Annotated in this window: 28 protein-coding genes; 17 read left to right on the top strand and 11 right to left on the bottom strand. The window is 51.1% G+C overall.

Annotated features, from left to right (window positions below):
• The first annotated feature begins 6 nt into the window (after positions 1 to 6).
• From QQS14_RS01485 to QQS14_RS01445, 9 genes are all read left to right on the top strand, one after another.
• On the top strand, positions 7 to 906 hold the full coding sequence (locus QQS14_RS01485) for a hypothetical protein (protein WP_285905116.1): 900 nt from the start codon (positions 7 to 9) through the stop codon (positions 904 to 906).
• Complete coding sequence (locus tag QQS14_RS01480; protein WP_285905115.1) at positions 906 to 1,193, top strand: hypothetical protein; 288 nt, start codon at positions 906 to 908, stop codon at positions 1,191 to 1,193. The genes QQS14_RS01485 and QQS14_RS01480 overlap by 1 nt, the downstream gene beginning before the upstream one ends.
• Positions 1,194 to 1,203: 10 nt before the next feature.
• On the top strand, positions 1,204 to 1,593 hold the full coding sequence (locus QQS14_RS01475; protein WP_285905114.1) for a hypothetical protein: 390 nt from the start codon (positions 1,204 to 1,206) through the stop codon (positions 1,591 to 1,593).
• Positions 1,590 to 2,393 (top strand): DUF6884 domain-containing protein, encoded by an 804-nt coding sequence (locus QQS14_RS01470; RefSeq protein ID WP_285905113.1) that lies wholly within the window; start codon positions 1,590 to 1,592, stop codon positions 2,391 to 2,393. Before QQS14_RS01475 ends, QQS14_RS01470 begins: the two co-directional genes overlap by 4 nt.
• Before the next feature lie 164 nt (positions 2,394 to 2,557).
• Positions 2,558 to 2,830, top strand: a complete 273-nt coding sequence (locus QQS14_RS01465; protein WP_285905112.1) for a hypothetical protein — start codon at positions 2,558 to 2,560, stop codon at positions 2,828 to 2,830.
• Between the two features lie 15 nt (positions 2,831 to 2,845).
• On the top strand, positions 2,846 to 3,181 hold the full coding sequence (locus QQS14_RS01460; protein ID WP_285905111.1) for a hypothetical protein: 336 nt from the start codon (positions 2,846 to 2,848) through the stop codon (positions 3,179 to 3,181).
• 49 nt (positions 3,182 to 3,230) lie between these two features.
• On the top strand, positions 3,231 to 3,812 hold the full coding sequence (locus QQS14_RS01455; RefSeq protein WP_285905110.1) for a hypothetical protein: 582 nt from the start codon (positions 3,231 to 3,233) through the stop codon (positions 3,810 to 3,812).
• A gap of 1 nt (position 3,813) precedes the next feature.
• Positions 3,814 to 4,320 (top strand): riboflavin biosynthesis intermediates N-glycosidase, encoded by a 507-nt coding sequence (gene ybiA, locus QQS14_RS01450; RefSeq protein WP_285905109.1) that lies wholly within the window; start codon positions 3,814 to 3,816, stop codon positions 4,318 to 4,320.
• Between the two features lie 31 nt (positions 4,321 to 4,351).
• Positions 4,352 to 4,540, top strand: a complete 189-nt coding sequence (locus QQS14_RS01445) for a hypothetical protein (protein ID WP_285905108.1) — start codon at positions 4,352 to 4,354, stop codon at positions 4,538 to 4,540.
• A gap of 474 nt (positions 4,541 to 5,014) precedes the next feature.
• Here QQS14_RS01445 and QQS14_RS01440 read toward each other — a convergent pair whose 3' ends face one another.
• The 9 genes from QQS14_RS01440 to QQS14_RS01400 form a co-directional block, all read right to left on the bottom strand.
• Positions 5,015 to 6,586 (bottom strand): nucleotidyltransferase, encoded by a 1,572-nt coding sequence (locus QQS14_RS01440; protein WP_285905107.1) that lies wholly within the window; start codon positions 6,584 to 6,586, stop codon positions 5,015 to 5,017.
• A gap of 13 nt (positions 6,587 to 6,599) precedes the next feature.
• Entirely contained in the window at positions 6,600 to 7,568 is a 969-nt protein-coding gene (locus QQS14_RS01435; protein WP_285905106.1) for a CBASS cGAMP-activated phospholipase, read from the bottom strand.
• Between the two features lie 131 nt (positions 7,569 to 7,699).
• Positions 7,700 to 8,227 carry a hypothetical protein gene (locus QQS14_RS01430; protein WP_285905105.1) on the bottom strand — a complete coding sequence of 176 codons (528 nt, stop codon included), beginning with the start codon at positions 8,225 to 8,227 and terminating at the stop codon, positions 7,700 to 7,702.
• Positions 8,228 to 8,247: 20 nt separating this feature from the next.
• Positions 8,248 to 8,484 carry a hypothetical protein gene (locus QQS14_RS01425; RefSeq protein ID WP_285905104.1) on the bottom strand — a complete coding sequence of 79 codons (237 nt, stop codon included), beginning with the start codon at positions 8,482 to 8,484 and terminating at the stop codon, positions 8,248 to 8,250.
• Between the two features lie 513 nt (positions 8,485 to 8,997).
• The gene (locus QQS14_RS01420) at positions 8,998 to 9,309 is read right to left on the bottom strand and encodes a hypothetical protein (protein WP_285905103.1); all 312 of its coding nucleotides are present in this window, start codon (positions 9,307 to 9,309) and stop codon (positions 8,998 to 9,000) included.
• A gap of 412 nt (positions 9,310 to 9,721) precedes the next feature.
• The gene (locus tag QQS14_RS01415) at positions 9,722 to 10,810 is read right to left on the bottom strand and encodes an RtcB family protein (protein WP_285905102.1); all 1,089 of its coding nucleotides are present in this window, start codon (positions 10,808 to 10,810) and stop codon (positions 9,722 to 9,724) included.
• 156 nt (positions 10,811 to 10,966) lie between these two features.
• Positions 10,967 to 11,650 carry a hypothetical protein gene (locus tag QQS14_RS01410; protein WP_285905101.1) on the bottom strand — a complete coding sequence of 228 codons (684 nt, stop codon included), beginning with the start codon at positions 11,648 to 11,650 and terminating at the stop codon, positions 10,967 to 10,969.
• Between the two features lie 340 nt (positions 11,651 to 11,990).
• The gene (locus tag QQS14_RS01405) at positions 11,991 to 12,860 is read right to left on the bottom strand and encodes a DnaB-like helicase C-terminal domain-containing protein (RefSeq protein WP_285905100.1); all 870 of its coding nucleotides are present in this window, start codon (positions 12,858 to 12,860) and stop codon (positions 11,991 to 11,993) included.
• A 156-nt stretch (positions 12,861 to 13,016) separates the two neighbouring features.
• A complete protein-coding gene (locus tag QQS14_RS01400) occupies positions 13,017 to 13,925 on the bottom strand; it encodes a hypothetical protein (RefSeq protein WP_285905099.1) in 909 nt (302 codons plus the stop codon).
• A gap of 260 nt (positions 13,926 to 14,185) precedes the next feature.
• Between QQS14_RS01400 and QQS14_RS01395 the strand changes: the two genes are divergently transcribed.
• On the top strand, positions 14,186 to 14,917 hold the full coding sequence (locus QQS14_RS01395) for a SprT-like domain-containing protein (RefSeq protein WP_285905098.1): 732 nt from the start codon (positions 14,186 to 14,188) through the stop codon (positions 14,915 to 14,917).
• Here the strand turns inward: QQS14_RS01395 and QQS14_RS01390 are convergent.
• A complete protein-coding gene (locus QQS14_RS01390) occupies positions 14,914 to 16,188 on the bottom strand; it encodes a cyclic di-GMP phosphodiesterase (RefSeq protein WP_285905097.1) in 1,275 nt (424 codons plus the stop codon). The two genes, QQS14_RS01395 and QQS14_RS01390, sit on opposite strands and share 4 nt — an antisense overlap.
• 537 nt (positions 16,189 to 16,725) lie before the next feature.
• Here QQS14_RS01390 and QQS14_RS01385 point away from each other — a divergent pair.
• From QQS14_RS01385 to QQS14_RS01355, 7 genes are read left to right on the top strand one after another with little or no spacing between them, the layout of a single operon-like run.
• A complete protein-coding gene (locus tag QQS14_RS01385; RefSeq protein WP_285905096.1) occupies positions 16,726 to 17,697 on the top strand; it encodes a ParM/StbA family protein in 972 nt (323 codons plus the stop codon).
• A 3-nt stretch (positions 17,698 to 17,700) separates the two neighbouring features.
• A complete protein-coding gene (locus tag QQS14_RS01380) occupies positions 17,701 to 18,519 on the top strand; it encodes a hypothetical protein (protein WP_285905095.1) in 819 nt (272 codons plus the stop codon).
• 7 nt (positions 18,520 to 18,526) lie between these two features.
• The gene (locus QQS14_RS01375) at positions 18,527 to 19,033 is read left to right on the top strand and encodes a hypothetical protein (protein WP_285905094.1); all 507 of its coding nucleotides are present in this window, start codon (positions 18,527 to 18,529) and stop codon (positions 19,031 to 19,033) included.
• Positions 19,014 to 21,335 carry a TraI domain-containing protein gene (locus tag QQS14_RS01370; RefSeq protein WP_285905093.1) on the top strand — a complete coding sequence of 774 codons (2,322 nt, stop codon included), beginning with the start codon at positions 19,014 to 19,016 and terminating at the stop codon, positions 21,333 to 21,335. The genes QQS14_RS01375 and QQS14_RS01370 overlap by 20 nt, the downstream gene beginning before the upstream one ends.
• The gene (locus tag QQS14_RS01365) at positions 21,335 to 23,164 is read left to right on the top strand and encodes a type IV secretory system conjugative DNA transfer family protein (RefSeq protein ID WP_285905092.1); all 1,830 of its coding nucleotides are present in this window, start codon (positions 21,335 to 21,337) and stop codon (positions 23,162 to 23,164) included. The genes QQS14_RS01370 and QQS14_RS01365 overlap by 1 nt, the downstream gene beginning before the upstream one ends.
• Positions 23,165 to 23,171: 7 nt before the next feature.
• A complete protein-coding gene (locus tag QQS14_RS01360) occupies positions 23,172 to 23,606 on the top strand; it encodes a hypothetical protein (protein WP_285905091.1) in 435 nt (144 codons plus the stop codon).
• Positions 23,607 to 23,614: 8 nt separating this feature from the next.
• Complete coding sequence (locus QQS14_RS01355) at positions 23,615 to 24,466, top strand: DnaB-like helicase C-terminal domain-containing protein (protein ID WP_285905090.1); 852 nt, start codon at positions 23,615 to 23,617, stop codon at positions 24,464 to 24,466.
• 138 nt (positions 24,467 to 24,604) lie between these two features.
• Here QQS14_RS01355 and QQS14_RS01350 read toward each other — a convergent pair whose 3' ends face one another.
• Positions 24,605 to 25,690 (bottom strand): tyrosine-type recombinase/integrase, encoded by a 1,086-nt coding sequence (locus QQS14_RS01350; protein WP_285905089.1) that lies wholly within the window; start codon positions 25,688 to 25,690, stop codon positions 24,605 to 24,607.
• Positions 25,691 to 25,694 lie beyond the last annotated feature (4 nt).

Raw genomic sequence — 25,694 nt, 5'->3', positions numbered from 1 at the left:
GAAAGCATGAATACCAACGAACACAAAAGAGTGCTGGATATGTCCAACGCTCTTATCGGCAAGATCAATGACTGCCGGAAACAGCTTGGACTGAAGCCTTTGCTGCCGGTCCATGTGGCTTCCGAGTGTGAGGCCTACTGCTACCGCGTCCACGACACCGAAACCGGCTGTACCGAAGCCGGAGGCCTGCGGGATATCTGGTACTGGCTCAAAGGGATCAGTCAGGCCGTTCGGATATGTCTCGCCGCCCAAACCCGGGCCATGGATAAACCGACAACCTCCACAAGCCTTTGCCACTCTGAGAATGATTCGAGAAAAGACATCTGCAGGGTGGAAAACATGATCGTCAGGACGATGGATGGTTACGTCTTCTACCGGGCGCCCGAAGGCCAGTACTGGGACGATCCTCGCGAAGGCAGGGCCGATGAGACCTTCAACAGTCTGGAAGAACTCGTTGGCAATTTCGGCCCGGTCCAGGACCTCACCACCAACCTCAATGCCTTGTATGCCGCTTGGGAATTATTGGCCGATGTGCCCACCACCGGCAACGAGTATGACGAGCTCGTCATTGACGAAGCCTTCATGAACTTCCATCCGACCTCGACCGTCGAATATATCGGCCTGTGGTTCGAGGCTAGAAACCGTGACTTTGTGGTTGGCGAAATCCTGCAGGGCAAGCGCCGGACCCCTCATGAGGGCAGGCAGGTCCGCGTCTTGGTTAACGACCGTTGTGGCCGTTATCGCAAGGGGGACGTCGGGACGGTGCTTGCTTGCGACAGCAGCAAGTATGATTACAGGGTGGACCTGGGAGAAATCAAGAATCCCAACCCGCTCGACAAGGCCTTCGGCAGTCGCAATGTGATCTACTTCTATCAGGGTGAAGTTGAAATCATGGAGGGGAGCTAGTGGAAATTCAGGACAGAACGCCGGAAGAGGTCGGCCTGGAATTGGCCCGAGAACTGGAACGGGCCATAAACCGAGCAGACGGCAGGCTCGTCATGCAGGGGTTTGCCAAGGGCTTCAACCGGATGCACCCGTCACTTCAACAGAGTGCGATGCGGGGCTTCCTGCATGTGTTCCAGGAAATCGCCAACAACCGCATGGTCGACGGCAGGAACCGGGCAACGATCGAATTCGCAAAGACCATTGTCAAACTGGCCGAAGACACAAACGTCTATCTCCCGCTCGTGTAGGAGGATACTGATGGCTTCTGTTTTTTTGGATGAATGGAAACGTGCTTCCGGAATCCGTCTGTGGCGCGACTTCTGGCAAAAGGAATATGCCGCCAAGTACGAACGGCTGCGTGTGACCTGCAACGAGATTGCCCGGGAAGCCGGGTACGAGTCTGAACCGCATATTTCCACCACCGCCGAAGGACTCCAAACAACTTTGATTGTGGGGCTGACGGTCGACGGGGAAAATGTGGCCAGCTTCAGAACGTTCAAGTTCAAGCCGGATTCGACGGCCCTGGTCCACGACTTTGAAAGTGAGGCGGACAAAGTGTTCAAGGCCTTCCGAGAGTTTGTGGAAGGCTACAAGACCGCTTTGTGCAAGTCTCCACACTATCGGAGCGGTTTCGGGGCTGTTGCATGAGTCATCTTTCAAATTCTCAGCAGAAGGAGATCAGGCAAGAGATTGCCAAGCTCGAATGGGCTGCATGGCGAGCTGCCAGACAGCGGTTCCCGGATGAACTGCATGGCAACATTGACGATGGCCACGGTGCAAATGCCCAGGCGCGGGATCGCGAACTCGGATCGCGGCTCCTCGTCGAAGAACTGGCCCTTCGTTCCAGACAGATCGAAAGCCTTCGACGCGATCTGGCGAGGCTGAGAGACGAAGAATACACCTCAGCTCCGGCACCAGTTTTTGTCATCATCCCTTGCGGGAAAAGCAAAGCCTTCGCCAGGCCCAACATCATAGCCAGCCTGCAAAAGGGTATGGTTCGCCATTCAGAAGACGGCACAACGCTTATTCAGGCTCAGGCCGCCTATACGTCGAGGATCTTCAAACTCAGTCTCGCCTTTGCTCGTCACTTCGGGGACACTTTTCGCATTCTCAGCGCCAAGTACGGCCTTGCGCTGGAAGGGCATACCTACATCGAGGACTACGATACGTCCTTTCTCAAGCCTGATTCCGGAACCGTGACAATGGACATCCTGATGGAACAGGTGCGGGCAATCGATTGGAGCGGGTATTCTCAAATACTTGTGCTGGGGGGAAAGGCCTATCGGGAGAAGATGGCCGAAATTCTGCCTCAGAAGGCCAAGGAGCGACTTTCATATCCTTTTGCCGGGCTTGACCTGCCCAAGCTCCACAAGGCTCTTCCTCAGGCCGTTGAAAGGAATTCCATTGAGGCTGTTCGTGATATTTTTGGGCTGGCTCCCTTGCCGTAAACGAAATATTACAACCCAGCTTCATCAGCCAAGATCGCCTTTTATCTCTCCGGGCGGTCTTTTTTTGCCCTTAGTTCAATTCATTGTGGTGGTTATCCGTCTTGGTGTGGTAAAATACGCTTGTGGCGCCGTGTGCCACGAATCCACTCACAAGGAGAGAATCAATGAGCAAACAGTTGAACTTTGAAGAGGTCTATGCCCTCGCAAAGGAAGCGGGAGTAAACCCGGGCGTGATCGACTCTTTCAAGTCGCTCGCGGAAGAAGCCCTGCACGGGCTCGCGGAGGCCTGCTGCGACAAGCTGAACATGGCGATCAGCTCCGGGCCTGCCCTCGACATCGATGGCTTCTTCGTCGGCTTCACGGCCGCAAATGCGGGTGATCCGGAGCCGGTCGAGTTTCAGGAACTCGGACTTGATCCCACTGGCGATTGGGATTGAGGAGGGGATCGAAAGATGAAGATTCACATCCTCGTTGATTTCAACAGGTGCGAGACGAAAGTTTCCTCTTCCGCTGAAGACATCGAAAAGCACGTCATCTCCAAGGAAGGGCAGGAATTAGGCCCTTCCATCTGGAAGATCCTCAGAGAGGAATACCTCGTTGAGGGACGATACCTGTACTCCACTGCGGAATTCAGCTTCACCACCGCGCTCGTGACTGAAATGAAAGACGCTCTTGAGCACGCGGAACTGGTGCTTGCCGATCCAGAAGTCGCAGCTGCCAAAGGCTACACGGCTGACGCCAAGAAGAAGATCTTCGCCGTAAACGACAAAATCAGACGGTTGCAATAACCAGACGACCGTCTTTCGTTCATACCCGGAAAAACAGGAGAGAAACACAATGACAGCGAACAGCATGGAGTGGCCCGAAGGCTCCGAGAATTTCAGCAAATGGACCGTGGGTTCCCGGATCATATCCCTGAAGGGAGAAATGGATTGCGGCGTGATGACCTGGGACGCCAACGACTTCGAAGTGGAACGCCATACCCGCCCGGATGAGAGGGGGTATATCGAATCCGTCGAATTTCACGAAGGGCAGGGGTGGAGCCACTGCGTCATCTTCCCCGAATCCGAGGTGTGCGTGAACATCTACGGTGAAGAGCTGGTAGGCCCGGACTATGAGATCGAAAAGCTGGGCAACGGCTTCCCGTTCAAACCGGCCATGCCCAACTACTACCGTGATCCGGAAGTGGTGAAACAGATCCGCCTCAAGGAAGAACTCGAAGGGAGTCAGGTCAAAGACTTCGAAGTGGAAGCCGAGGTCGTTGTCCGTTTCAAGGTGACGGTCCCGGCCAGAAGCGAGCGGGACGCAAAGATGGCCGTGGAGAAGCAATACCACTTCCCCCTCCGGGAGCTCGTGCAGTCGGCCCTCTTTGAGAACGGCATCGAGGCCGTCAAAGCCGCATCTGTCGAGGAGGTGTAGCATGGACCAGAACGTGAACCCCTTTCTGTTTTTCCGAAAGGAGGACGTGTTCTCTCATTGGGCGCCAATCGGTTTCCATGTCTGTGGTCTGAATTATTGTTGCGGTGAACAGTATCTCATGCACCAGAAGGCCATGCTGTTTGGTGACATTGGGATAGCCGGGCAGATCATGCACACCGCCGACCCCAAAGAACACAAAAAGCTGGGACGGATGGTCGCCCGTTTCGACATCGAGGAATGGGAGGCCAAGGCGCGGTACATTGCCTACCTCGGCAATTTTGCCAAAGCCGCCCAGAACATCAACGTGCTGCTCGAGCTTCTGAAAACGGGTGAACGGCCCATTGCCGAAGCAAGCCCTTACGATGCCGTTTGGGGGATTGGATTGGCAAAGGACGATCCGCGAGCCCAGAATCCGGAAAGCTGGCAGGGCTCCAATTGGCTCGGACAAGTGTGGATGCAAGTCAGACGCACGTTTCAGCAGACCGGCGTGGACAGGTGGATGATCTGACCCGTCTGAAAAATATGTGGAGGGAAATAGAATGCGGAAGCAATACACTGTCACGGCAACGGTCATTCAGCCCATAAGCGTTGTCGTGGATGCCGACTCCCGGGAGGCTGCAGAAAACGCAGTTCGCTATGGTGAGTTCGATGTGCGGTTCGCTATCGATGAATCTTGTGCCAACGGCGGTTATGGTGATGTTGAAGTTCTGAACGTGGAGCCGTGCTAGTCTGGGTTTCTCTGCAAATAATTTGGAAGATGAGAGCGGCTGCGGTCGCTCTTTTTATTTAGCATTTTGCGTTTTTGTGTTGGCAGGACCGCTGGCATGTGTGGTAAAATGAAGGCCCGAGGCCTGTCCGAATCGATAGGCTGAAATGCAAAATGATCGAAGGGAGGTGGTGTTTATGCTGTAGAAAAACCTTGGCGCCACCGGCACGGCAGACGCCGCGTGGGTAACTGACCGACAGCCGTTGTCTTGTTTTCGGAAGTATCGCCCCCCTGCGTAGGGACGGGCAAGGAGTAACCCCCAAAATGACCAGAATTCGAGCTCCCGATTGAATCCAGACCATCGGCCAATCCGGCAAACCAAAATCCGCGCCTGGACATTCGCGGTCGCCGGACAAAAGAATAGCCAAGCCCCCGGCACAATGAGTGTGCCGGGGGCTTTCTTGTGGAGGCGCCTCCAGAAGTCTCAGCGTTGCCCTCAGAAGCGATTTTGGAGTCTTTGGCCTATGTTGACATCGAAAGGCCCGCTTCGGGCGAGTATGACGCCATTTCGCACAACGAAGCATTCCACCCAGTGCATCCCCGTAAATGACGTCTCTTCATCCAGAATCTCTCCCATCACCCCTTTGCCAGGATTGATCTCTCCCCGAAGTTGCTTTTTCCTTGCCGCCTCATACCCGGTATTCACGACCTGCCAATGAACCGTATAGGGCGGTACGATGTTGGTTTTTGCGGTGAAACGAAGCTTGCAGCGTTTGGGCAGGTTCTTTGTTTCACTGTCAAAAGGAGTCCAGCTTCCCTTGTAGTTAATCTGACCGATGACGGAGGCCGTGCCCACCAGCTTTTCCTCCCAGGGCGGGGTTTGCTTGTGCCGGAAGGTGTATTTAGGCAGATTCCACGGTTGCATGAGCACACTCGCCATTGCGGTGCGAAGGGTTTGTCCGAGACTAGGCCTGACTTCGTTGAGCGTGTCGGTAGTCAAAGCCTTGCCTAGTGGCTGCCCAAGCCGGTCTGCGAGTCCGTCAAGATCCGCCGACTCGAGAGCGTAGGCATAATCCATCCTCACGCGACTTAGCCAAGCAATGAAGTTCTCTTTCAGCTTCGGGTTATCAATCCATTTGTCTGCGAAGTTCTCTGCAGGGTTTACGGGATTGTGGACCCAAATTCGACCTGCAACCTCTTTCATGTAGAGTGGCATGTTTTGCGTAATATTCAGAAGCGCATCAACGATATTGTCTTCGTTGTTGTAGGCATGAGCGGCCAGCGTGCTAATGATGATCGAGATGGGCTTATTGTCCCTGTCGCTCTGAAACATCATGTCCCGATGACGCTTGAGGAGTTGCACACATTGCTGGAGAGGTGTTTTTACCTTGTATTCCGGCACGTCCTCGACATTAGCTTGCATGGATTCCGCCAGCATTGCACGTTTGGCCGTGAAACGGACTTCCATGCGTTTCTTAAACCATTCATGATATCCTTTCGGATTGCTGACCGGCCAAGTCTGGCTGATTTGGTAGTAATTGACATCCGTATTATCCGTTATAGAGATAGCCTTGTCCGTCTGATCGGGAATGCCCTCGAATCCTTTGGCTTCCAGCAACAGACGCAAATTTTCGCTGTCGGGAATAGCCGGCAGGACGTCTATGTGGAATTTGGCCTCATCGGCATATTCCAACGTCCAACAGCGCTTTCTTTCCTTGGTTTCCCTCTTGAAGTTGTTGGCTTGTGCGTATCCCTTAACTTCTTCTCCTACGAGCTGTTTTAACTGATGTTGGCTTATGTAGGCCTTGTCTATCTGGATCTCGCACACCAGGTCGACGTCGAATTCATCCTCAGCCCCGTATGGCTTCACCACAGTGCCGAGGAGAAGAGAGCCTTGAGGGTGAACCGTTGGGTTATATCGTCGCAAGGAGCTTGCTTCCCGGAGAAACCAATCACCAAGAGCCTTGTATCGGTTTTTGGCAATTCCGCGCTGTGTGTCCGTAATATCAAGAGTGTCTACGATCTTCAGGAGATACTCGTTGGCTTTGCGTTTGAAAGTGGGGTCCATGGGCATGATTTACCTACAGTTTGCGGAAGGGGACAAAGGGTTCGGCTTTCTGTGAGAAGAACATTTCCTCAAGGTTTTTCTTGTCATACTTGGCCTTGTCGCGGCCTAGAGCTGACAACTGCTCAAGCCGATCCGTGCCGGTCAGCGTGAACATTTTGGACGGCACAGTGAGGTCTATGCGTTTGATGCGCTCCATTTTGGGATCACCCAGAACATGCGTGGCAATTCCCAAGGAAGCGCTACTCTGGCTATCCATGGCCAACTCCGCAACACTCAAGCCCCAATCCAACCCGCCGATATCTTTGCCGGCCAGTTTTGCATACTCGGGCGCTTCGCTTGTGCAGCTCAGGCTCAGGATCACGACATCCTCCTTGGCCCAGCCCAGGTAGTTGACGGCTTCAATGGCGGCATACCCGACAGGGTTATTTCCCCAAAGAGCACCATCAACCAGGCTTATTCCATTCGGCATTTTATGCGGATTGAAAAGGAATGGCGCCGCGGAGGTTGCCAAAGCGATTTCCTCGGCAGGAATGAGGTAGTCGGTCTCGAGACGTTCATGGTGCGACGTTTTGAAGACGTTTACCCTTCCCGTCATGAGATTGGTGGCGCAGATCATCAGCCTTTTCGAACTCTGCCCGAGTAGCCGTCCTTGGAATTTTCTCCTTAGGATACTTTGAAGGGGTTTAGTGCTGTATTTTGCTTCAAATGCACAGCGGTAGTATTCTCGTGCACTTCCAAAGAACCGCTTTCTGGGAATCGGAGGGAATATCTTGTCGGCGTTGTCCTCGTAGAGGGCGAGGATTTCCCGGGGTGAAAAGCCGAGTCCGAGCCCCAATGCGATAATGCCGCCAGTGGACGTGCCGGCGATCAGGTCAAAATAGTCGACAATGGGTTCGCCAAGCTTTTCTTCAATTTCTGCGAGGTAGGCGGCAGGGAAAACGCCCTTGATACCTCCACCGTCAATGCTGAGTATTTTTCGCATACAGCTCCTTGTGTTTTTTTTGGGTATGACGCACGGAAAGCAAAAAAGCAAACGGCCATTCTTTTCCGTAGAATGACCGTTTGCTTTTGGGGCCGAGGTGCTCTGTTTGAGCGCTTTTCCCAGATCCTTCGCTACTCGTTGAGCATGGCCTCCAAGGTCGCTTGGTCCGTTTCCTGCCGTTCACGTTCTGCGCGCAGTTCTTCGAGCCGTTTTTCCGCTTCGGCTATGGAGAGGTCCAGGGCCTTGCTCCAAGACATATTCTCACTGACAGCTTTTTGGATCGCGTCGGCACGATTCTCGAAAAAGGTGTTGTCGTACATCAGTTCGCCATCATGGGTGATGTTCGGCCAGCCCAACTCCTCGCAGTACTTTTCCAGAATCTGGGCACCGTCAAAGGTGTAGACGGGGATGGACTTGGAGAAGGAATCAGGGGTTTGGATGAGCATGCGGAGTTTGTCCGGATCGCCATTCATTTCTTGCTGGTATCGATGCAGGTCGGCATTTACGGGCCTCTTTTCATACCTTTTGGTGATGCGCCCATCCAAATCTACGACTATGAGTTCTGAAACATAGGGAGAGCCTATGCAAATCCCTTTTTCAGGCCGGACTTGAACGATATGTTTAATCCGGTAGTGCTCTTTTACGTTTTTCCATCCCATCAATTTGTCTCCTTGTTTTCTCAATTCAGCTTGAGCGTGGAAAGGTCGACACAGTGCTCAAGAGCGTGCCCGATAGAGCAATGAGGATTGGTTTCAGCAAGAGCCCTCAACTCCCGAAGAGCAGCCTCTTGCTTCTGCTGCTTTTCCCACATTGCGCCAACGCTGCAATCCTTGCAGCCCGTGTCGTCTTTCAGATCAAGGTGGCAACAGGCTTCGCCAGTGAGGTGCAGGGTATAAAAGTAGGGGCAGTCCTTCATGGTTCTCTCCATAAAATGCTGACCAGAGCAGCATAAAGAGGCTGATTCCTCGCAGCCAGGGCGCGCCCGGGATTCATGTGGTCCTCACGCCAGGCAAAGCCACAATAGCCTACATGTTCGCATTCTCCGCACCAATTGTAGGCGTACCCGTTGTGAGAATCCCTGAGCAGCGGCCTGCGGGTGCCAAAGCACAGAGGCTTCCGGATTGGCCCCATACGATGCTGGGCGAGTGTGATTTGCCTTGTCATGAGTTAACTCCGGGTTTGATTGCGTGATCTGTTATATAGAGAGTCCGTGCGACAGCAAGCGAGAACGGGCCTATCCAAAATATACGACCATGCACCAGAAGATTTCGATTATCTGACCAGTGCCAGCAAGTTCCAGCAAACTTGATCTTGCCGCTCTTCATCTCCATACCGCTAGGCCAATCAGGGCAGAATCCAAGTTGGATATACCCATCGTCACGAGTCTTGATTGTTTTGAAATACTTGCTCATGACTCCAATTATACACTCTACACAATTTCAATTCCAGCTTTAGCCAGAGCTTCTTTTGCGGCCAGAGGTGCATCGTTGAGTATGGCATAGTCCTGCACACAAATCTTGCCGATTCCTGGCATGAGTTCATCCAAGGCCTTCAACATCATTTTCAGTGCCCTGGCCATATCAGGCGCGGCGGCTATCTGACGTGCGTACGGCATGGCAGGCTTGAATCTTTCGTCGTGGACCAGCAGGATGGTTTCGCTCGAAAAGGATTCAGGATCTCTTTTGAAAAGCCGCTGGCCACTCTTGTCCCATTCCCACGAGTCGTTTGCTTGCTTATGCATGATGTTTCTCCCGGCGGTAAAGATTTCGCCATCATTCGACAGCGTTATGTCCCAAAGCGTTGAATTTCTAAAACACGGGATCTCAAAAAATCGCGTTCCGCCTTCATGTTGCTGATGAACTCTGCCGAATTCATTCCACGGACTTGCTGTGTCCTGCAATCAGGGCCACACACGACAACGCCCAGAACTATCCCGACTGCGCGCTTCTCAGGGCCATCCGGCAAGGCCGCATACACACCACAGAAAAACTTGTCGTCAGCTTCTATGAGGTAGGGGCAGGGGCCAGCTTCTATCCCAGCTTCTTTGGCAATGGGGCATGGCCCGGAAAGACAACACTGGCCGCAATTCGTGCAAAGCTTTCCCATGCTTTTTATCCTTTTTCAAAGGGCTCTGCGGGGCTGCTCGTTTTAGGTCAACCCTTGAGGACCAGGATAGGCCGGAAGTGATCCACCAATTCGATGATTCCGGCTTCCTCCTGTGCGGCCAATACGCCCTTGATGTCCTTGTAGGCGTCTGGCGCTTCGTCAATTTTGCCGTCGAGACTGTTGATGTAGATGCCGTCCATGTCGGCGGCAAACTTCTCAGCGTCGAGATTCCTGCGCGCCTCGCCGCGGCTCATGGCCCGGCCAGCTCCATGCGAAGCCGAGCAAAGGAATTCCTTGTTGCCGAGGCCTCGAGTGATCCAAACGCCGTCACGCATGTTGGCGGGTATGATGCCAAGCTGTCCCTCTTCAGCCGGAGTCGCCCCCTTGCGGTGCAGCACGCCATCCTTGCAGACTTCGGCATGATTGTGGTTCTCGTTGATCATGGACTCCATCGCTTTCCTGGTCTGATCCTCGTCGAAGCCAATGGCCTGCAAACACCGCCGCATCATGCCTTCTCTGTTTTTGAGAGCGAAGTCCTGGGCCCAGAGCATGTCCACGAGGTAGGCCTGGGCCAAGTCCGAATCCAGAGGGATCGGTCCCACGCTCTGACGCATATAGAAATCACCGATCATTTCACCGCAGCCGCGTGAACCGCTATGGATGGTGATGCCTATAAACCCCTGAGAATTAACGCCATATTCGGCAAAGTGATTGCCCCCCCCGAGCGAGGAGAGCTGAACACTCGCCTTGGTATTCACCGCAAAACGCATAGCGGAATATTTGGAGGCGTTCGGGAACTTCGGAAATTGCTTGGTCGGCTTGGCATGGACGGCAAAACCGACAGGGATCAGCTTCTCAATCCGGGAGCTGAGTTCGGAAAGAACCGGGATATCCTTCAAAGTCAAAGAGGTCGTGACGTGGCACATGCCGCAGCCGATATCGACCCCCACGGCTCCGGGCCACACATGGCCATCCAGGAGGGCTACGCCTCCCACGGGCAGATCATACCCGGCATGGACATCGGGCATGATGGCCAAGGTCTTCAAAAAGTCCAGAGACAAGGCGGCTTCGATCTGTTCCATCGCGCCAGATTCAATTTCTTCTGCCGGAATGGTGAGCTTGAGTCGATTATCCATTGTGTGCGATTCCCGGTTTAGATGATTTGCGACACGATCTATCTCATACCCAAGATCATGTGGCGCATGTGCCTTTCAAAGTTCAGCTTTGCGAAGCAAATTATAGCAAAAATCCGGCTCCACACAAAGCGGAACCGGATTTTTCTCTGATACGTTCTATTTCTCCCTTCTCCAACGTTCAACGGCTTTCCTCTGATTATCGTCCAGTCGTTTCCACGCAGCGGGGGATTCCTTCCAGTGCCCCACTTTATTCCAATGCCCAAGGGCAAACGCGCACATGATCTGTTCGCTGGTGCTTTGCTTCGTCATCCGTTCCTCTGGATCTTCGGCAACCCACTCGATTTGACGGGTCCAGTAAGCGACACCTGAATTCCCTTCCATGGGGGCTGATTCCTTCGGAGTGGCCAAGACCATTTCGTATTCCGCAGCGTCTTGCATGACGATCATTTGCATAGGGCCATCAACGGCTTTATGCAGTTCCCCGTCATTGTTCGTCTCCAGGGGGACACAGTTGACGGTGCCCGAGCTCGGAACCACTCCGATCATTTTTTGGCACTTGGTACACTCCACGGCCATTTTGGGCAGTTCTTGCCAATTGGCCACACCGACAACAGGCAGCTTCCCGTCAAGGCCGCACCAAGGGCATTTCAAAGTGATCGTCAGCCTCTTTGAAAGATGCTCCACGGCCTCGGCCCATGTGAAGTCCTTCATGCCGTATTGCTCCGCAATGCGATCCTGGGCCTCGTGCAGTTTGAGCCCTTCGGCCTTGGCCAGTGCCTTCGCATCAGCCTTGGCTCGCTTAACGCTTCGATTGTTGGGGAAAATGAGATCGTCAGACATGATTGTCCTCCATATGTTCTGAGGGATGGCCAGGTTCGCAATAGCTCCCTCACAATGGGGAACAACTCGTTGAAGCAAGAAGACGGGGTGCCTGTGTGGAGGCTTCGTTCACCATATAGGGGCGAACCAAACAAGCGGCCCCTGCCGCTCTGGAAAGAGTATACGACAGGGGCCGGGGTGAGGGCAAGAAAAGAAGGGTGAAGCTCGATTCTGAGATGCTCTACCACACACAATGGCAAAGGATTCTCGAGCTCCACCCTGAGCTATGCTTTGCAGCAAACAGAGGGGCCTTGTCAAAAGTGGACCGTCTTTGTGAGGCTCTTGGCCCTGGCCCCGCGGCTTATTCCTCTGCTCGCATTCGACGTTCGTATTCGATCTGTTCCGGCGCTTTTTCAAGTTCAAACGGTGTGTAGTAGGTAACGGCCATGGCGCCGGTTGCAGGCTCGTATTGGAAGTTAACGTCATCCTCGTTTCGCTCCAAGCGCTCCCTTCTGCAAGTTATAATACTTCCCTCGCACTCGCCTTCGAGCTCGTACAGCCAGAAAACCGAAATAAAATCAGAAAGACGAGCGTAATTGGTCGCGATTAAATCCTGGCTGAAAAAAATGATGTGGACTTGATGCCGCTCGGCAAGTCTTTTCAGGGTCGTGAATGCATAGAGCCAAGGATCAACAAGTTCTCCACAAACACCCGAAATCATCCTCATGAATAAGAGGTTGTCCACAAGGACCAGGCGAAACCCATCCGACTCAACTCCTTTGAACTTCTTAATGTCATCTTCCAAATCCTCTTGCAGAAGGTGGGGGGATTCCGAGATGTAGAGCGGCATGGCCTCCAAGGTGTACGCATCATCACAGAGCTTGAGGTTGTCGTAAGTGCTTGTGATGGACAGGTGGTCGATGGCAGACGTGTGCGTCCCGCTCTTGATAGACAACAGGCGGCGAAACATCTCTACCGTGTTGTCGTTGAGCATGGGATAGTAGAGCGTGTTCACCCGTTGGTTGTAGGTGAGCAGGACGATGAGGTTGTAGTAAAAATCATCAAGCAACCATCTTTCTGGGCTTGTGACAATCGAGACTTCACCAATTTTGAAATTCCCGAACAGGTGGTCGAGTTCAGGAATTGTGGTCTCTATGTGGTAATTCTTGGGAGGAGAAGAGACTTGCTTTTCCAGTTTTTCATTTATTCCGAATTCGCTCAGTTTTTCCATTATGATATTCCTTGCGTTAAAAGGTTGTGTCCTACTTCTGAAGTATCAAAGGAAGGGAAACAAAAAAAGACCTCTCACATTTGGAAAGGTCAATCTTTTTCTGAACTCTAAACTTTCTTTAGAATTGTGTCATACCCAGTGTCATAAATGTCGGCGCTACACATCGAGGCGAACCCGATAGATTTTCCCCCGAATCTCCTTTTCCGAAATTCCAACCCAGCAGGCATTGACCACGATCCGCTGTTCCTTCTTCCAAGGCTTCCCCTCACCCGGCACCAGCCACTTGTAGTGACGGCGGCGCTCGTGGGGAGCCCGTTTTGTCCCCTGAGAATCTTCCGTGGGATTTTTCACTTCCATGATCTTCCGAATCTGGTCCGGCTGCAGGATGGTGTACTGCGGTCGTTCGTGGGAGCGAGGAATAGCTCCCTTCTTCACCTTCGGTGATTTAGCCGGCGTCTGCTCAAACACGAAGTCCTTGTCTCGCGTGAGCATGGCCAGCTCCTCAATCGCCACCTGCGCATTGCTCGCGGCAGGGCGCATGCTTTCTTTCATTGAGTACCCAAGCGAATCCTCGAAAAGTATTCCAGCTTTCTTGTCGACAAGGACAGAGCGGTCAGCGCGAAAGACCCCTCTAAATCGTTTGATGTCCTGGTCGAGTGTCATTGTCGTCAGCTCGCCAACATTCACGGTTATTGCCTTCGGGTAATCCCTCTGCATTTTTTTCAGATATTCCAGCGCCTCTCCGTGCAAATCAGTGGTGTGTTCAAAATTACTCCTGTCCACATTGATGCCTTGCACATCGATGAACGTGCGCGGCCTGTTCAACCCAACGTGGTTGTCGCGGTTCACGTCGGCAAGAATGACCAGCGAACCGGCATCTTCCACTGCGACCACCGGAAACGGGAGATAGAAAAGCGATTCATCAAATTTCTCATGATACCCGGGCCGCGCTTTCAAAAATTCATGAGGTGCCCCTTCAAACACAAACAGCTTTGCCTCGGCAACGAGATCCCGAAGTTCCGGCAAGTGGCGTTCTACACAGCCACAGAAAATGTCGAACAGCATGACCACTCCTTATTATTTTTTAGCCACTTTTTGCCAACTGGAAAAGGCAACTCTGCTTGTTCATTTTGTCAACGACTCGAAATATCGCCTAAATTTTTTGTATAGTACTTTACAAAACAGAGAGGGGCAAGCTAAACACAAACTGGCCACAGTGAATTACATCGCTAATTCCGACTGAACATCCTGAACGACATCATGACGCCTGGGCAACGCGGCTTGACCCGCGGCCCAAAGCACAGACGCGAGAGAAGGAGGGGGGCGTGGGCTTCACACAAGCCGAATACTCAAATCTGGACCGGGCATTCGAATTCTTCAACAAAACGCTGTTCGAAGGGAAATTGCCCGATCTGCTCTTCACCTATCAGTATCGAGGCAAATACTACGGACGATACAGAGAGAAATTTTTCGCCATCCGTGGCGTCAGAACCGTCCATCGAATCGCAGAAATTGCGCTCAATCCCAAGGTGTTCGTCCAGTGCGACGACATGGAAATTTTCCAGACCATCGCCCACGAAATGGTCCACCACTGGCAATACTCATTCGGGAAACCCTCCCGCACCGGATACCACAACAAGGAGTTTGCATGGAAAATGAAATCCATCGGGCTCATGCCCTCCAGCACAGGAAAACCCGGAGGGGCAATGCTCGGTCAGACCATGGCCGACTACGTGATTGAAGGTGGAAGGTTCGAAGAGGCTGCAACCAAGCTCATCAAATCCGGTTATGTCGTAAAATTCGAAGTGCCCACCACGGCCATGGACATCCGCATTCAGAAACCGCAGGCCCAGCCAGCGGCCCAGCAGGGCGTTCCAACGGCGTCTGTCCGTTACGATGGCCCCGATGCCCTCCCTATGGTCGAAAACGCGCCTATGCCCCATCCCAACGCGAAAACGACCTATATGTGCCCGTGCAAGCAAACTCTGTGGGGGAAACCGGCTCTAGAAGTCATCTGCAAAAAATGCGGGGGAGAGTTCCAAGCGATCAGGAACTAAAAAGGCGAGTAGTTCAGCGACTCCGTATAATTCAGATAGGAGCGGATCGACAGAGGAATCGTGTGCGGAATTATGTCTTCCTTGATTTCCACCGAATCCCCCAACTCTTTAATCCGGAAGAACAAAGCGTCACGAGGGTCAAGGTCCGGGTCATACAAAAGAATCTCAGGATTCTTCATGTCGTCTGGAAACGTCCCCGTAATCATTCCCATATTCCCATCATTCAGTTTTACGATTGAACCGGCAGGGTAAATGCCCATCGTATATATGAACTTGTTCAGCTTTTCATTGTTGAAGCGCTCTCTGAAAAGATTGAACATGTCCACGATTGTACGGTGAGGGGTTCGTTTTTCTGTCACAACCGGATTGTTGATGTGCCGGTCATAATGATTACAGATGGCCACGATCTGAGCAAATTCAGAGATCGAGTCGCCTTTCAGTCCAAGGAAGCCCATCCCGTTTATATGCTCATGGTGCTGTTCGACAACTTTGAGCATTTCCTCGTCCAGAACCTTGGCCTTCTTCAACAATTCCACACCTAATTTTATGTGCGCATTTCTGGCCCTATTCTCGGACTTCTGGCGCTTCTCTTTATATATTCTCAACCCCTGAGGCAGAGCCTCCAGGCCAATGTCATGCAGAAGTGCGCCAAACATCAGACTCTTCAATTCATCCATCTCATAACCGAGTTCGAGTGCCAAAATGATGCTCAAAACAGCAGTGTTGGCACCATGATGATAAGGTAGCGAGCTCGACGTGTTGTTGATGATTGAAATGTTTATGTTCGTTTGGTCGGATGTCTCGGGTTGGTTCTCCCATTGACTGTCAATGTAGGCCTGAATTGAATCAGATGGTGCTTGCGCCAGGATCATCTTCTCAAGTTCGTTGGCCATGGATATCCGATGAACGTGGGACTCCAGGCACCTAGAAAACTGTTTCCTCCTGGTTTCAACCTTGCTCTGAATTCTCTTCTTTGATTTCCAAAGTTCGTCAATTTTCCGTTTCAGCGAGTCAGACGGTTGCTGTGAAGTTTGAACTGACCGGGCGGCGGATTTGCGCGGCATGAGTTTGGATTTGAGCGGGTCAACCTGCACCTCGCTCACGCCACTCCTCATGAGAATGGCAATTTGTTCATCCGTGCGCAGAAGAAATTTGGATCGTAGAAAAGGATGGTCCATCCACCCTGTCATAGGGAGCCGGATGTACATGCCTACTTCCAAGTCTTCAACCCTCACTGAATAGGGGAGTTCTATTTTTGTTTTTTTGGGCATGTTTCATCCTAACAGAGTTTAGGCTCAATTATGTTTTCTCTTGAGGTACGTCAAATTCAAAAAATTTGCGAGAAGGTTTGTTTTCTTTGGAGAATGAGTTTTTAGGTAGGAGAAGAGATGAAGGTGAACTCGGAAGTGGGTATCTGTAATATGAAATACCACAGACTGAGGAAGGGGGGCTATCTGTAAAATAGCGAAAGACTCAAATTCCCATTTTGGGGGCGTCCGCGTTTTTTACTTGTTTTTGGTGCCACGGGAACACTGTTAAACCGGGCTTTTTTGCGCGAAACTGTCTTAGTGTCTTACTGTCTTAGTGTCTTAGTGTTCAAGTGTTTTACTGTCCTACTGTCTTAGTGTTCAAGTGTCTTTGTGTTCAAGTGTCTTATAGACAAAAGGGTTTGTTGCCTCGCAAAGTTTTGAAATCGATTGGAATTATTGCTTTTCTGAGAGGGCGTTTTTTTTTGAAAACTCCTCTTTTTCTTTTTTAAAGGGGGGCGAAAAGCCAAAGGGTAGAACAAAAACACTCAAGGAGTTTTTATGTCCAAGTTACTCGCTGTTGACGTTGGGTACTCCCAGGTCAAAGTCGTTGACGACAGAGGGGGCAAATTTTTGTTCCCGTCATTCGTTGATCGTTCCTTCTCCACGGGCATCAAGCTCGGAGGAGGGATGGACGAAACGGTCATGACGTGTGGCGGCATATGCCAAGGCAAAAGCTATGTCGTCGGCGGCAACTCCAGCTCCTCCCTGAACCTGGCTGCCAATTTCCACGGTACGCCGGAATGGTATGCGCTGATGTGTAAGGCCATGTTCGATCATCTTGGATCGATGGGTGGGAAAGTGACCGATACTCAATTGGAATATCTCGGCATAGGTGTCCCTTTGGACCAGCGAAAGAATGAAAAGGTCAAGGAAATGGAGCAATTCAATTTCTTTGAATTTTCCGTTGACGGAACACCCTACACCGCAAGAGCAGACAAGGTTGTCGTCTTTCCCCAGGGCATGGCGATGCTTCAGGAGATCGACTTCCACGAAGATGAGGAAATCGGCCTCATCGACATCGGATACAAAACCTTGGATGTCATGGTCCTCGATGGGGGCAGCCTCGTCTCCGACAGTTATACGTCGCTGTCCTTCGGGGTCAAAGACGTATTGGGAAAAATCAAAGACCAGTTCAAAGCCAAAACGGGAGCGACCCTCTCCGATCGTCGAGCTCAAAAACTCCTTCGCACCAAAAAACAAACATACGGTCGTGAGACCATCAGCATGGCCAAGGAGGTCAAGGAGATCACCGAGGGATACTGGAACAACCTCCTGAAGGAGATACGGCCCTTCTGGGGTGAAATCGAAATGCTCGACAGGATCGTTGTCGGAGGTGGCGGCGCCGTGCTGCTGGGGGATATTTTCAAGAGCAAGCTGGCAGGGAATATCCAGGTCGAAATCATGGATGACCCCGTATTCGGCAACGTGACCGGCTACATGAAAAGCCTTCACTCGTTGGCCGGGGAATAGGCCATGAGCAAACGGCGTTGTCGACTGGCCATGAGGGTCAGCAAGTCGGATAAAACCCTTTTGGCGTTCTTCAAAGGAGGAGGGCGAAAAGGGAATTTCTACCCCACGCTGTATTCAAGGCTTCAGGCTTTTTTTGCAAACGAGGAGACTGTGGACCTACCTGCAAAACAGCCTGCGGAACCCGTCTACTTCAACCTGTGGTTCGACCTTGCTGATCCTCTGCATGTGGATATCAAGACTAAACTCGCCATGTGCAATTATTCTGAGGAAGTAAAAAAATTCATCCTGGATTTTGCTGTAGACTATGCGAAACGCAATACTCCCACAGCGTCAGTGAATGCTCATCCGGCAAAACCTCGTAAGGCCAAAAAAACTCCCGTCCCTGCCCAACAGACTGAGATCGTAGCAATCGAAAACCATTCTTCTGAGAAAATAGCGCTGTCCGAACTGTCTTTTGGTTCGAACGCCGATCCGGAGTTTCGCTTGCGATTTCTGGAGCTGGCTCTCGCTTCTCATCCGGACGTTTCACCCGGTGGAGGAAGAAAAGTTTTGAAGTGGGCTCGTGCCATTGAGGAGTATTTGAGTGAGACGACAGGTGACGCCCCCGCCGAGCTGGAAGCCGCTTCGGACAAGCAATCGTTTGTGTATGACTTTGTGCAAGAGTGTCCATATCTGGGTACTCTCCAGGAAAAAGCTATGACGCGATCCAATGTGGCTCCCGCTATGAAGGTGAAAGGTAAAGTAGAGATCGGAAAAGATTCCCATAAAGATAAAGGGAAAAAAGATTTCACACAGGCCCTTTTAGGCATGTCGTCGGAGTGAGGTGTGTATGGGCCAAATCAAAGCAAATTTGAACACTGACCAATCAAGGAAAATGGCCGATCTGGCTTTGCGATTGGATAAGGTATTTGTTCGCCTGTTCCACATGAAGCTGGAAGGGACTCTTGAGGTCGATAAGTACAACTCGCTTCTTCTTTCCTGTTTTGGACGTATAGAAGCATACCGAGAGGAATTGGATAGCCTATGGGAATTGTTTGTCGATTTGAAAAATGAGAATTCGCTGCGGATCTCATTCAAAAACGGGAAAAAAAGAAAATTCCAAAAAAGGAAAAGCCGACCTTTTAACACCAAGACCAATTTAGGGGAGGACTTCCTGAGGTTGGCCATGAGCATGGATAACATCCAGACTCTTCTTGTGAAGCTCGTGCTGGCACGGATCGTACCTGAAGCGAAGTCTCAGCACGTAATTTCAATTTTCAATGCTCAAATCAAAAATTTGCGTGAAGAAATAGACGCGCTTGAAAGGGTGGAAAACAATGTGGCAAAAGCTGGTTGAGCTGTTTAGGAAGCAAGAGGAACCGACCAAAGGCATTGTGGCCACTCAGGCTGAGATGGAAGCCCATGCCCGTTTCAGAAACCGCTTCGGTCCGGAAACGATCATCACCAGGACGCGACATTGGAAACACATAGATTTGCGACCTGAGTATTTTCCGACAATCAAGGAAAGCAAAAAACCGGACAATCCGAACTTCAAGCGGATCAAGCGGGAATATGCAGAAATGGCGTTCGACGTAACCCGCGGCTACTACGATTATGTGGTCAACCTGTCCGGTATGTCCAATCGCCCCGATCTCCACAATGTTCTCAAGCACACTTTGCTTGAATTCATAACGATGTTTTGGGACATGCCTGCCAGCAAAAACAATCACCACTCTTGTCGCTTTGGCTTGCTGATCCACAGCCTCCGTGTCGCCTGTGAAAATGCCGAGATAGGGGAATCCTTCAAGCTTTTCACCGAGTCGGGAATAAACACCGAGGCCATGTTGAGAGACAAGGGTCATATCATCCTGGCTCACTTTTTCGTTGGCCTTTTCCATGATGCACACAAAATCCATGACTATACGCTGTCTCATCAAACACCTTATCGCAAGGTGGAATATAACCCTCATCTTGGCAGCATTTTGAACTTCAAATTGATTCATCCGACCAATCTGCACGAAGGTTGGGAGGCACTTCCACAAAACACCTCGCACTACAGTATCGCGTACATGATGTGGCTCGTACCTCCGTCCTTTTTTAACACGGTTGAAACGTCAGAACTCTACCGGCATATAATGGACCGGATGCGCGCGCTGATCGACGGAGATATCGCCGGAGACAAAGAGGATGCCATACTTGGCCTGAAAGAAGACGCCGAACAGAAAATGTACCTTGGGTTGACGGCAGCCTTGAAAGAATTGCTCGAAGAAACTCACGACAAGGATCATGTCTATCAGGTTTCAGACGAGTGGTGTTGTGTCCTGTTCAAAAGCTTCATGACCAACGTTTCCAGAAGAAGCCCTGTCTTCCCAAACGATGCGGCCGTCATTCACTACATGGACCATTTGGGCGTGCTTGCCGCCCCGAGCTGCGATGGTACTCCTAAATTTTCAGAGAGATATAACGTCCTTGTTTCGAGTGGACCAGCTAAGGGCAAGCGCGTGAAGAAGGCAGGATTGGCCTTCATCCAAAAAGAATTCATTGACGGAATAATGCTCCAGGTTGCCCGGGAACATGACATGCATCCGGAACTCGCGTGTGTGCAGCTCGAACGAAACGTTTTTTCGGAAAAAAGCCTGGTCAAGGGCTTGATTCCTCCTCTCCCGGAAAGTGCATTTTGCCTTCCTTCAGATGAAAACGGCAATGAGACAGTCCAAAATCCGACCAGCCAGCCAGGCCCAGAAGCCGCGCCTATTTCTCAAGCGGTTACAACGAAGTCTAACAAAACATCAGTCTCAACCAAACAGACACCCCACCCCGCGAAGGGAACGCCCCCGGAAACCGCTCCGGAGGTGCTCCCCACAGGCAGACAAGAAGACGAAGGGGAGGAGTTTCATCTTTCTTCTTCCATATCCGAAGAAGAAATTATGTCTGGCCCACCGCCCGAGGAGCCGCCGCGCCAGGATGAAGACGACTCCGAGGAAGATCCTGTGATGCCAGAAATGGAGACACCTTCTCTTGCCCAAAATAATGGCCAGGACACCGAGCTTCTTCCTCATGAACGGATTCGAAGGGAGAAGACCGTGGAAGAAATGAATGCCGAAATCGAGGCAGCCTTGAGCTACGCCGCGGCTCCGGAAGATGATGGTCCTATTGAAGATGCCGCTCCTAGCGAAGAGATCAAGGGAACTGATCAAATTGTGACTGATGCCGGGGAGATTCTGGACCATGAGTCTTTCTTGTCCCAGCTCTTCGTCCTGTTGAACAAGAAGGGAATCAACAACCCCAAAAAACCGCTGGCCATTTACGTAACCAATGGAGATGCCACAAAAGGGAAACTCTTTCTCAAGGTGCCGGAAGTGTTTGAGCACATTCTTGGAATGAATAAAATGCTTCAATCAGAAGATGGTCAACGCGCGCTCATAAAAACGATACACATGCTCTCCAGGAGCGAGATAGTTGCTCCCATCAAGGAAGGGTTGCCTGAGATCATGAATGAGGTTTCATACTTTGCAATTGATGACTTTGAGGACTCCCATCCCATCAAAATTAAACGATTCATGGGCGTTGAGCTGATTGAAATGTTCACGGCCAAAAGGCAGATCAGGCCGTTACGTGAGTATGTTGAATTGCGAAACGTGGAAGAGGTTCGAGAATAATGGCTTTCAAGGCATCACAAATCCCTACGAAGTGGGGATTTTACTATCGTTGCGGATTGACCCAATTATTCCTGGCCTATGCACTTTACAGTCTTCTGAAATGGTACGGAATTATGGGTTATCTGGGGCTGGGCTCCATTGCGTTTATTTCCTACTTGGGTGGATACCACATCCTTTCTGGACTGAACGTCTCATATCGCGTTCGAAGGCTTAACAAGCCTAATGAATACACTGTCAACTTGCCGCACTTGCGAAAGTTTATCAAAAAGAAACCTCAAAGAATGTACTTGGGGCGTGGGTTTACTTGGGACGTAACGCACTCGCAACTCTACCATTACCTGACCAATGAGATTGAAAACAATAAGATACTCAAGAAAGAGGGCAAGATAGCCGGTCGACATTACGTTCACAACCTGAGCGACCATGAAGAAGACATTGTTATGGATCTGCCGCGCCATACTCTGATCGTCGGCACGACCGGCGTAGGCAAAACCAGGATGCTGGAATTGCTCTCCGTACAACGTATTGAATACGGTGAAATTGTTGTCATTATTGATCCAAAAGGGGATCGTTCTCTTATTAACGCCGTTTATCAATCGTGCGTCGAAGCAGGCAGGAAGGATGATTTCAGGTTTGTGTCATTGGCCCATCCGACACGCTCTTGCTCCATCAATCCCATAGCCAACTATGTGGGTGCAGGTGATATAGCTGGCCGGATCACATCCATTATGGACCAAGGAAAAGGGTCTGACGTCTTTATTGCCTTTTGCTATGACGTAATAGCAACCGTGGCCGATGTCATGTTGACGATTGGTATTCCCATAACCTTAAAAAATATCAAGCAGTATTGCATTGTCAGCATGGAGTCTTTGGCAGACAAAGTGGATGAGTTTGAAGCGGAAAACAAGATCACTGCCAACCATGCACAAGTCTTGCGTGCCACCATGGTCGACTTGCAGACCAAGATTGAACACAACCGCGACCACTTTTCCAAGATGACCACCTCGCTGATCCCGGTGATGAAAGTCCTCACTGCCGGAAATGTCGGCGGCATCCTTTCACCGGAATATGCCGATCTGTCATGGCAGCAGATCATCGACAAAAAGTTGGTCGTGTATTTCTACCTCGGCAGCATGATCGACAACTACGCTTCGTCGACTGTCGGCAAGTTGCTTGTGCAGGATTTGGTCAGCTTTGTAGGTCAGATTTATTCGTTCAAGGTAAAATCAAAATTTGTCCCGATTCACGTCATGGTTGATGAGTTTTTTTCAGTCCTTTTTGGTGGATATGTAGATATGCTCAACAAAAGCCGCGAGGCCGGGGTTCAAATGTATTTGGGCATGCAGACGACCGCAGACATCGAATCCAAGGGCAGTACCGCCATGAAAAACCAAATCATCGGCCTGCTCGAAAACATAATTTGTTTGCGAACACCTGAACAGGAAATGGCCGACAAAATATCCACGGATTTTGGCACCGTGGAAATTGAGAAACGCATGCGGACGCAAGGAACTTCGGCCAATCCTGGGGACTCGAAAGTGATATATACGTCATCCATCAGCGAGAGGATTGATAAGAAGGAAGTGCCGCTATTGGTCCCCGATATAATAAAAGGGCTACCGCGTGGCCATGCCATAGTTTCTTCCGAAGGTCGCGCTCCTTATAAAATCAAATTCCCGCTGATTGACCGGAAGCCGGAAGAAGTCATCAACTACTTCGAGGACAATATTCTTGGCATGGGCGAGCGGCCTGTAATTGGAGATGAGTTCGAGAGCGTCGTCGACCAATGGGATGACGTTCCGGACGAAGGGCGAAACCATCAATACTGAGGTCCATATGGGATTTAAAAGCTGTTCAGCTCTGCTTGTGCTGATTCTTCTGTGTGGTTGTTCCGACATGCCGAAAGAACGGGTGGACGCATCTGACGTATTGGCGGCAGGACGATCGTTGATGATCGTCCTGAAAGGGGTAGGACAAGGCATTGTCCAAGGCCAGGTCAATCTGAGTCAAGTCAAAGCCGTTGTCCCCGAAATGTTCGACGCCGGCATCACGACCAATCGTTGGCTTTTCCAAACACTGAAGGAAGCGACAAATGGCCAGCCTCTCTCTGAAGAAGCCAAAGCCATAATTATGCCGCTGGCCCAAAGACTGGAAGGGATGTCGGCTCAAGACATAATCAACCAGGCGCAGAATTTACCCTCAGATTCCTCGTTTGATTATTCCGGAGCTTTGAATAATATTACGAACAAAATTAAACGTATTCTGAAATAGGAGAATATATGAACAGTCTCTCTTTGGTTGTTGCGGAAGCGGCAGAAGCCATCTGGAAAGAAATGAAGAAGAAGGTGTTAGAGAAGTCAGACAGGCCTGAAACCGGGTTTCCCTTGTTCGACAAGGCGACATTGAACATGTTGCCAGGTGATGTGACTGTCATCCACAGTTCTCACCAGACAGCCAAGCTTCATTTCATTCTTAACGTCCTGCAGCGTGTGGCCAAGGTGAAGAGAGGAATCAAGAAGGACAATGTTCGCCCCACTATCGTTCAGAATGGACTCCCGTCTTATTATTTTGGGATGCGCGAATCTGCGATGGAAACCTTGATCCAGCTTGCGTGCATCGAGGGGAACATTCCTCGGGCTGAGTTTGAAGACATCATACGCCAGGGTAAATCCCAGCAGTTGGAAGATGCCAAGGAGGCGCTGAAACAGAGCACGTTGACGATCCATGGCAGAAGTTGCGGCTACAGCTGTTATGATTTGCTGGGAAGCCTAGCCAAAGACAAAATCAAATTGATTGTCATCGATTCGTTTGAGTCATTACTCTCCGGAAGCGTGGCCCCTTTGCACACGCTCAACGAGATCAAATCCCATGCATTCAGACTCGAATCTCACATCATCGTTTGTGTTGATCTGGTTGACGATGGAGGCACCCGCTCCCCTCAGGCAATCATGAAAAACGCTTGGATAGAAGCCGGCGCTGACAATGTATTCGCAATTCCTCGGAACGATTTTGACCTGGCTACGAACACCTTGACGCTGCAAGTGGTTAAAAGCCGCCAGAATATATTTACAGAGGAAGAGGTCTATCCATACCAACCTGGATCAGGGCTGATTGGAACTGAAAGCGTATGAGGCAGGGGTAGGCAAGCTAAGGTTGGGATCTCAATTATGAGTAATTTGACCACGAATTCATAGTTCTCCACCAGGCGCTTTCCGTGTCCTCGCCTGCTCAAAATCAAATTGAAGGTGGACAATATAGCGGGTGCTTGCTCAACTCTCAAAATGCCGGCCGGCAGCCCGTTTGCGATGGTTGTGCTTGGCATAAATCTGCGTAGTCGTGATGTTCGCGTGTCCGAGGCTTGCCTGGACCTCCTCAAGGGTGGCCCCTTTGTCGAGGAGGTGTGTGGCATTCGTGTGGCGAAGCCAATGGGGAGAGAGGTTTTTTTGGCCATGAGACAGCCTTACGTCCGCATGATCCCCCCACTTTCGAACGACCTTGTAGATCCCATTGTAGTCGAGCGGCACATCCGTTTTCTTGTGATTTGAAAACACAGGAAATTGATTGAGCCCCGGTGCGGCCACATAAGGGGTCACCATGAAGATTTTGCGCCTCAAGGCCATGAGCATATCGAGGAGCTGCGGAGGGACATACACTTCCCGCTCCTTCCCCCCTTTGCCTACCAGAAAAACAAACCAACCATCTTCCCCTGTATCATAGATATTTCCCCAAGTCAGGGGCCTGGCAACCTCGACGGCTCTGGCTCCAGTGTAATAGAGGAACGCGATCAGCACGGCATCCCGAATCGGAGCTTCGTGCGAGATCTTCGCAAGAAGTTCGTCCATCTGGGTTTCGCCCAGGGTCTTGGTCAAGGCGCCTGGCAGTTTGTTCCCAGCGACTCGCTTGGCCTGCGCTGATTCCCTGCTGGTGCGATTGCGGAACACCTTCGCTGGATTCCCCACAAGCATCCCATAATCGATCATCAACGAGTAAAAGGCCTTTACGACGGCCAGGTGCGTTTGCACCGAGCTGGGTTTCAGCCCGGACTTTTTGAGATGAGCTGCATAGTTGGTGATGTGCTCAGGTGTGGCCTTGGAAAAGTCAGGGACTCCTTGGTCGAAAAGGAAGTTGAGCATCCGCACAATGAAGGGGGCATAGCTCTTTTTGATGGTCAGAAGGGAACCCGTGTAGGAGTGACGCAAAAAACACGTCACCCCCATCTCATTAGGGGTGAGGCCTGGCGTGCGCCTGAAGAATGTTTCAGCCGCCTGATCTCCACACGCAAAGAAGAGTTCGAGCGCTCGCTTCGTGGTGAGCCTGGCGCTGACTACAGGGGTGTTGAATGTGATGTTGGACATGACT

It is taken from the genome of Pseudodesulfovibrio pelocollis (assembly GCF_030282845.1).
GTDB lineage: Bacteria > Desulfobacterota > Desulfovibrionia > Desulfovibrionales > Desulfovibrionaceae > Pseudodesulfovibrio > Pseudodesulfovibrio pelocollis.
Note: the sequence above shows the minus strand (reverse complement) of the source record. Positions and strands in the feature narration are given on the sequence as shown.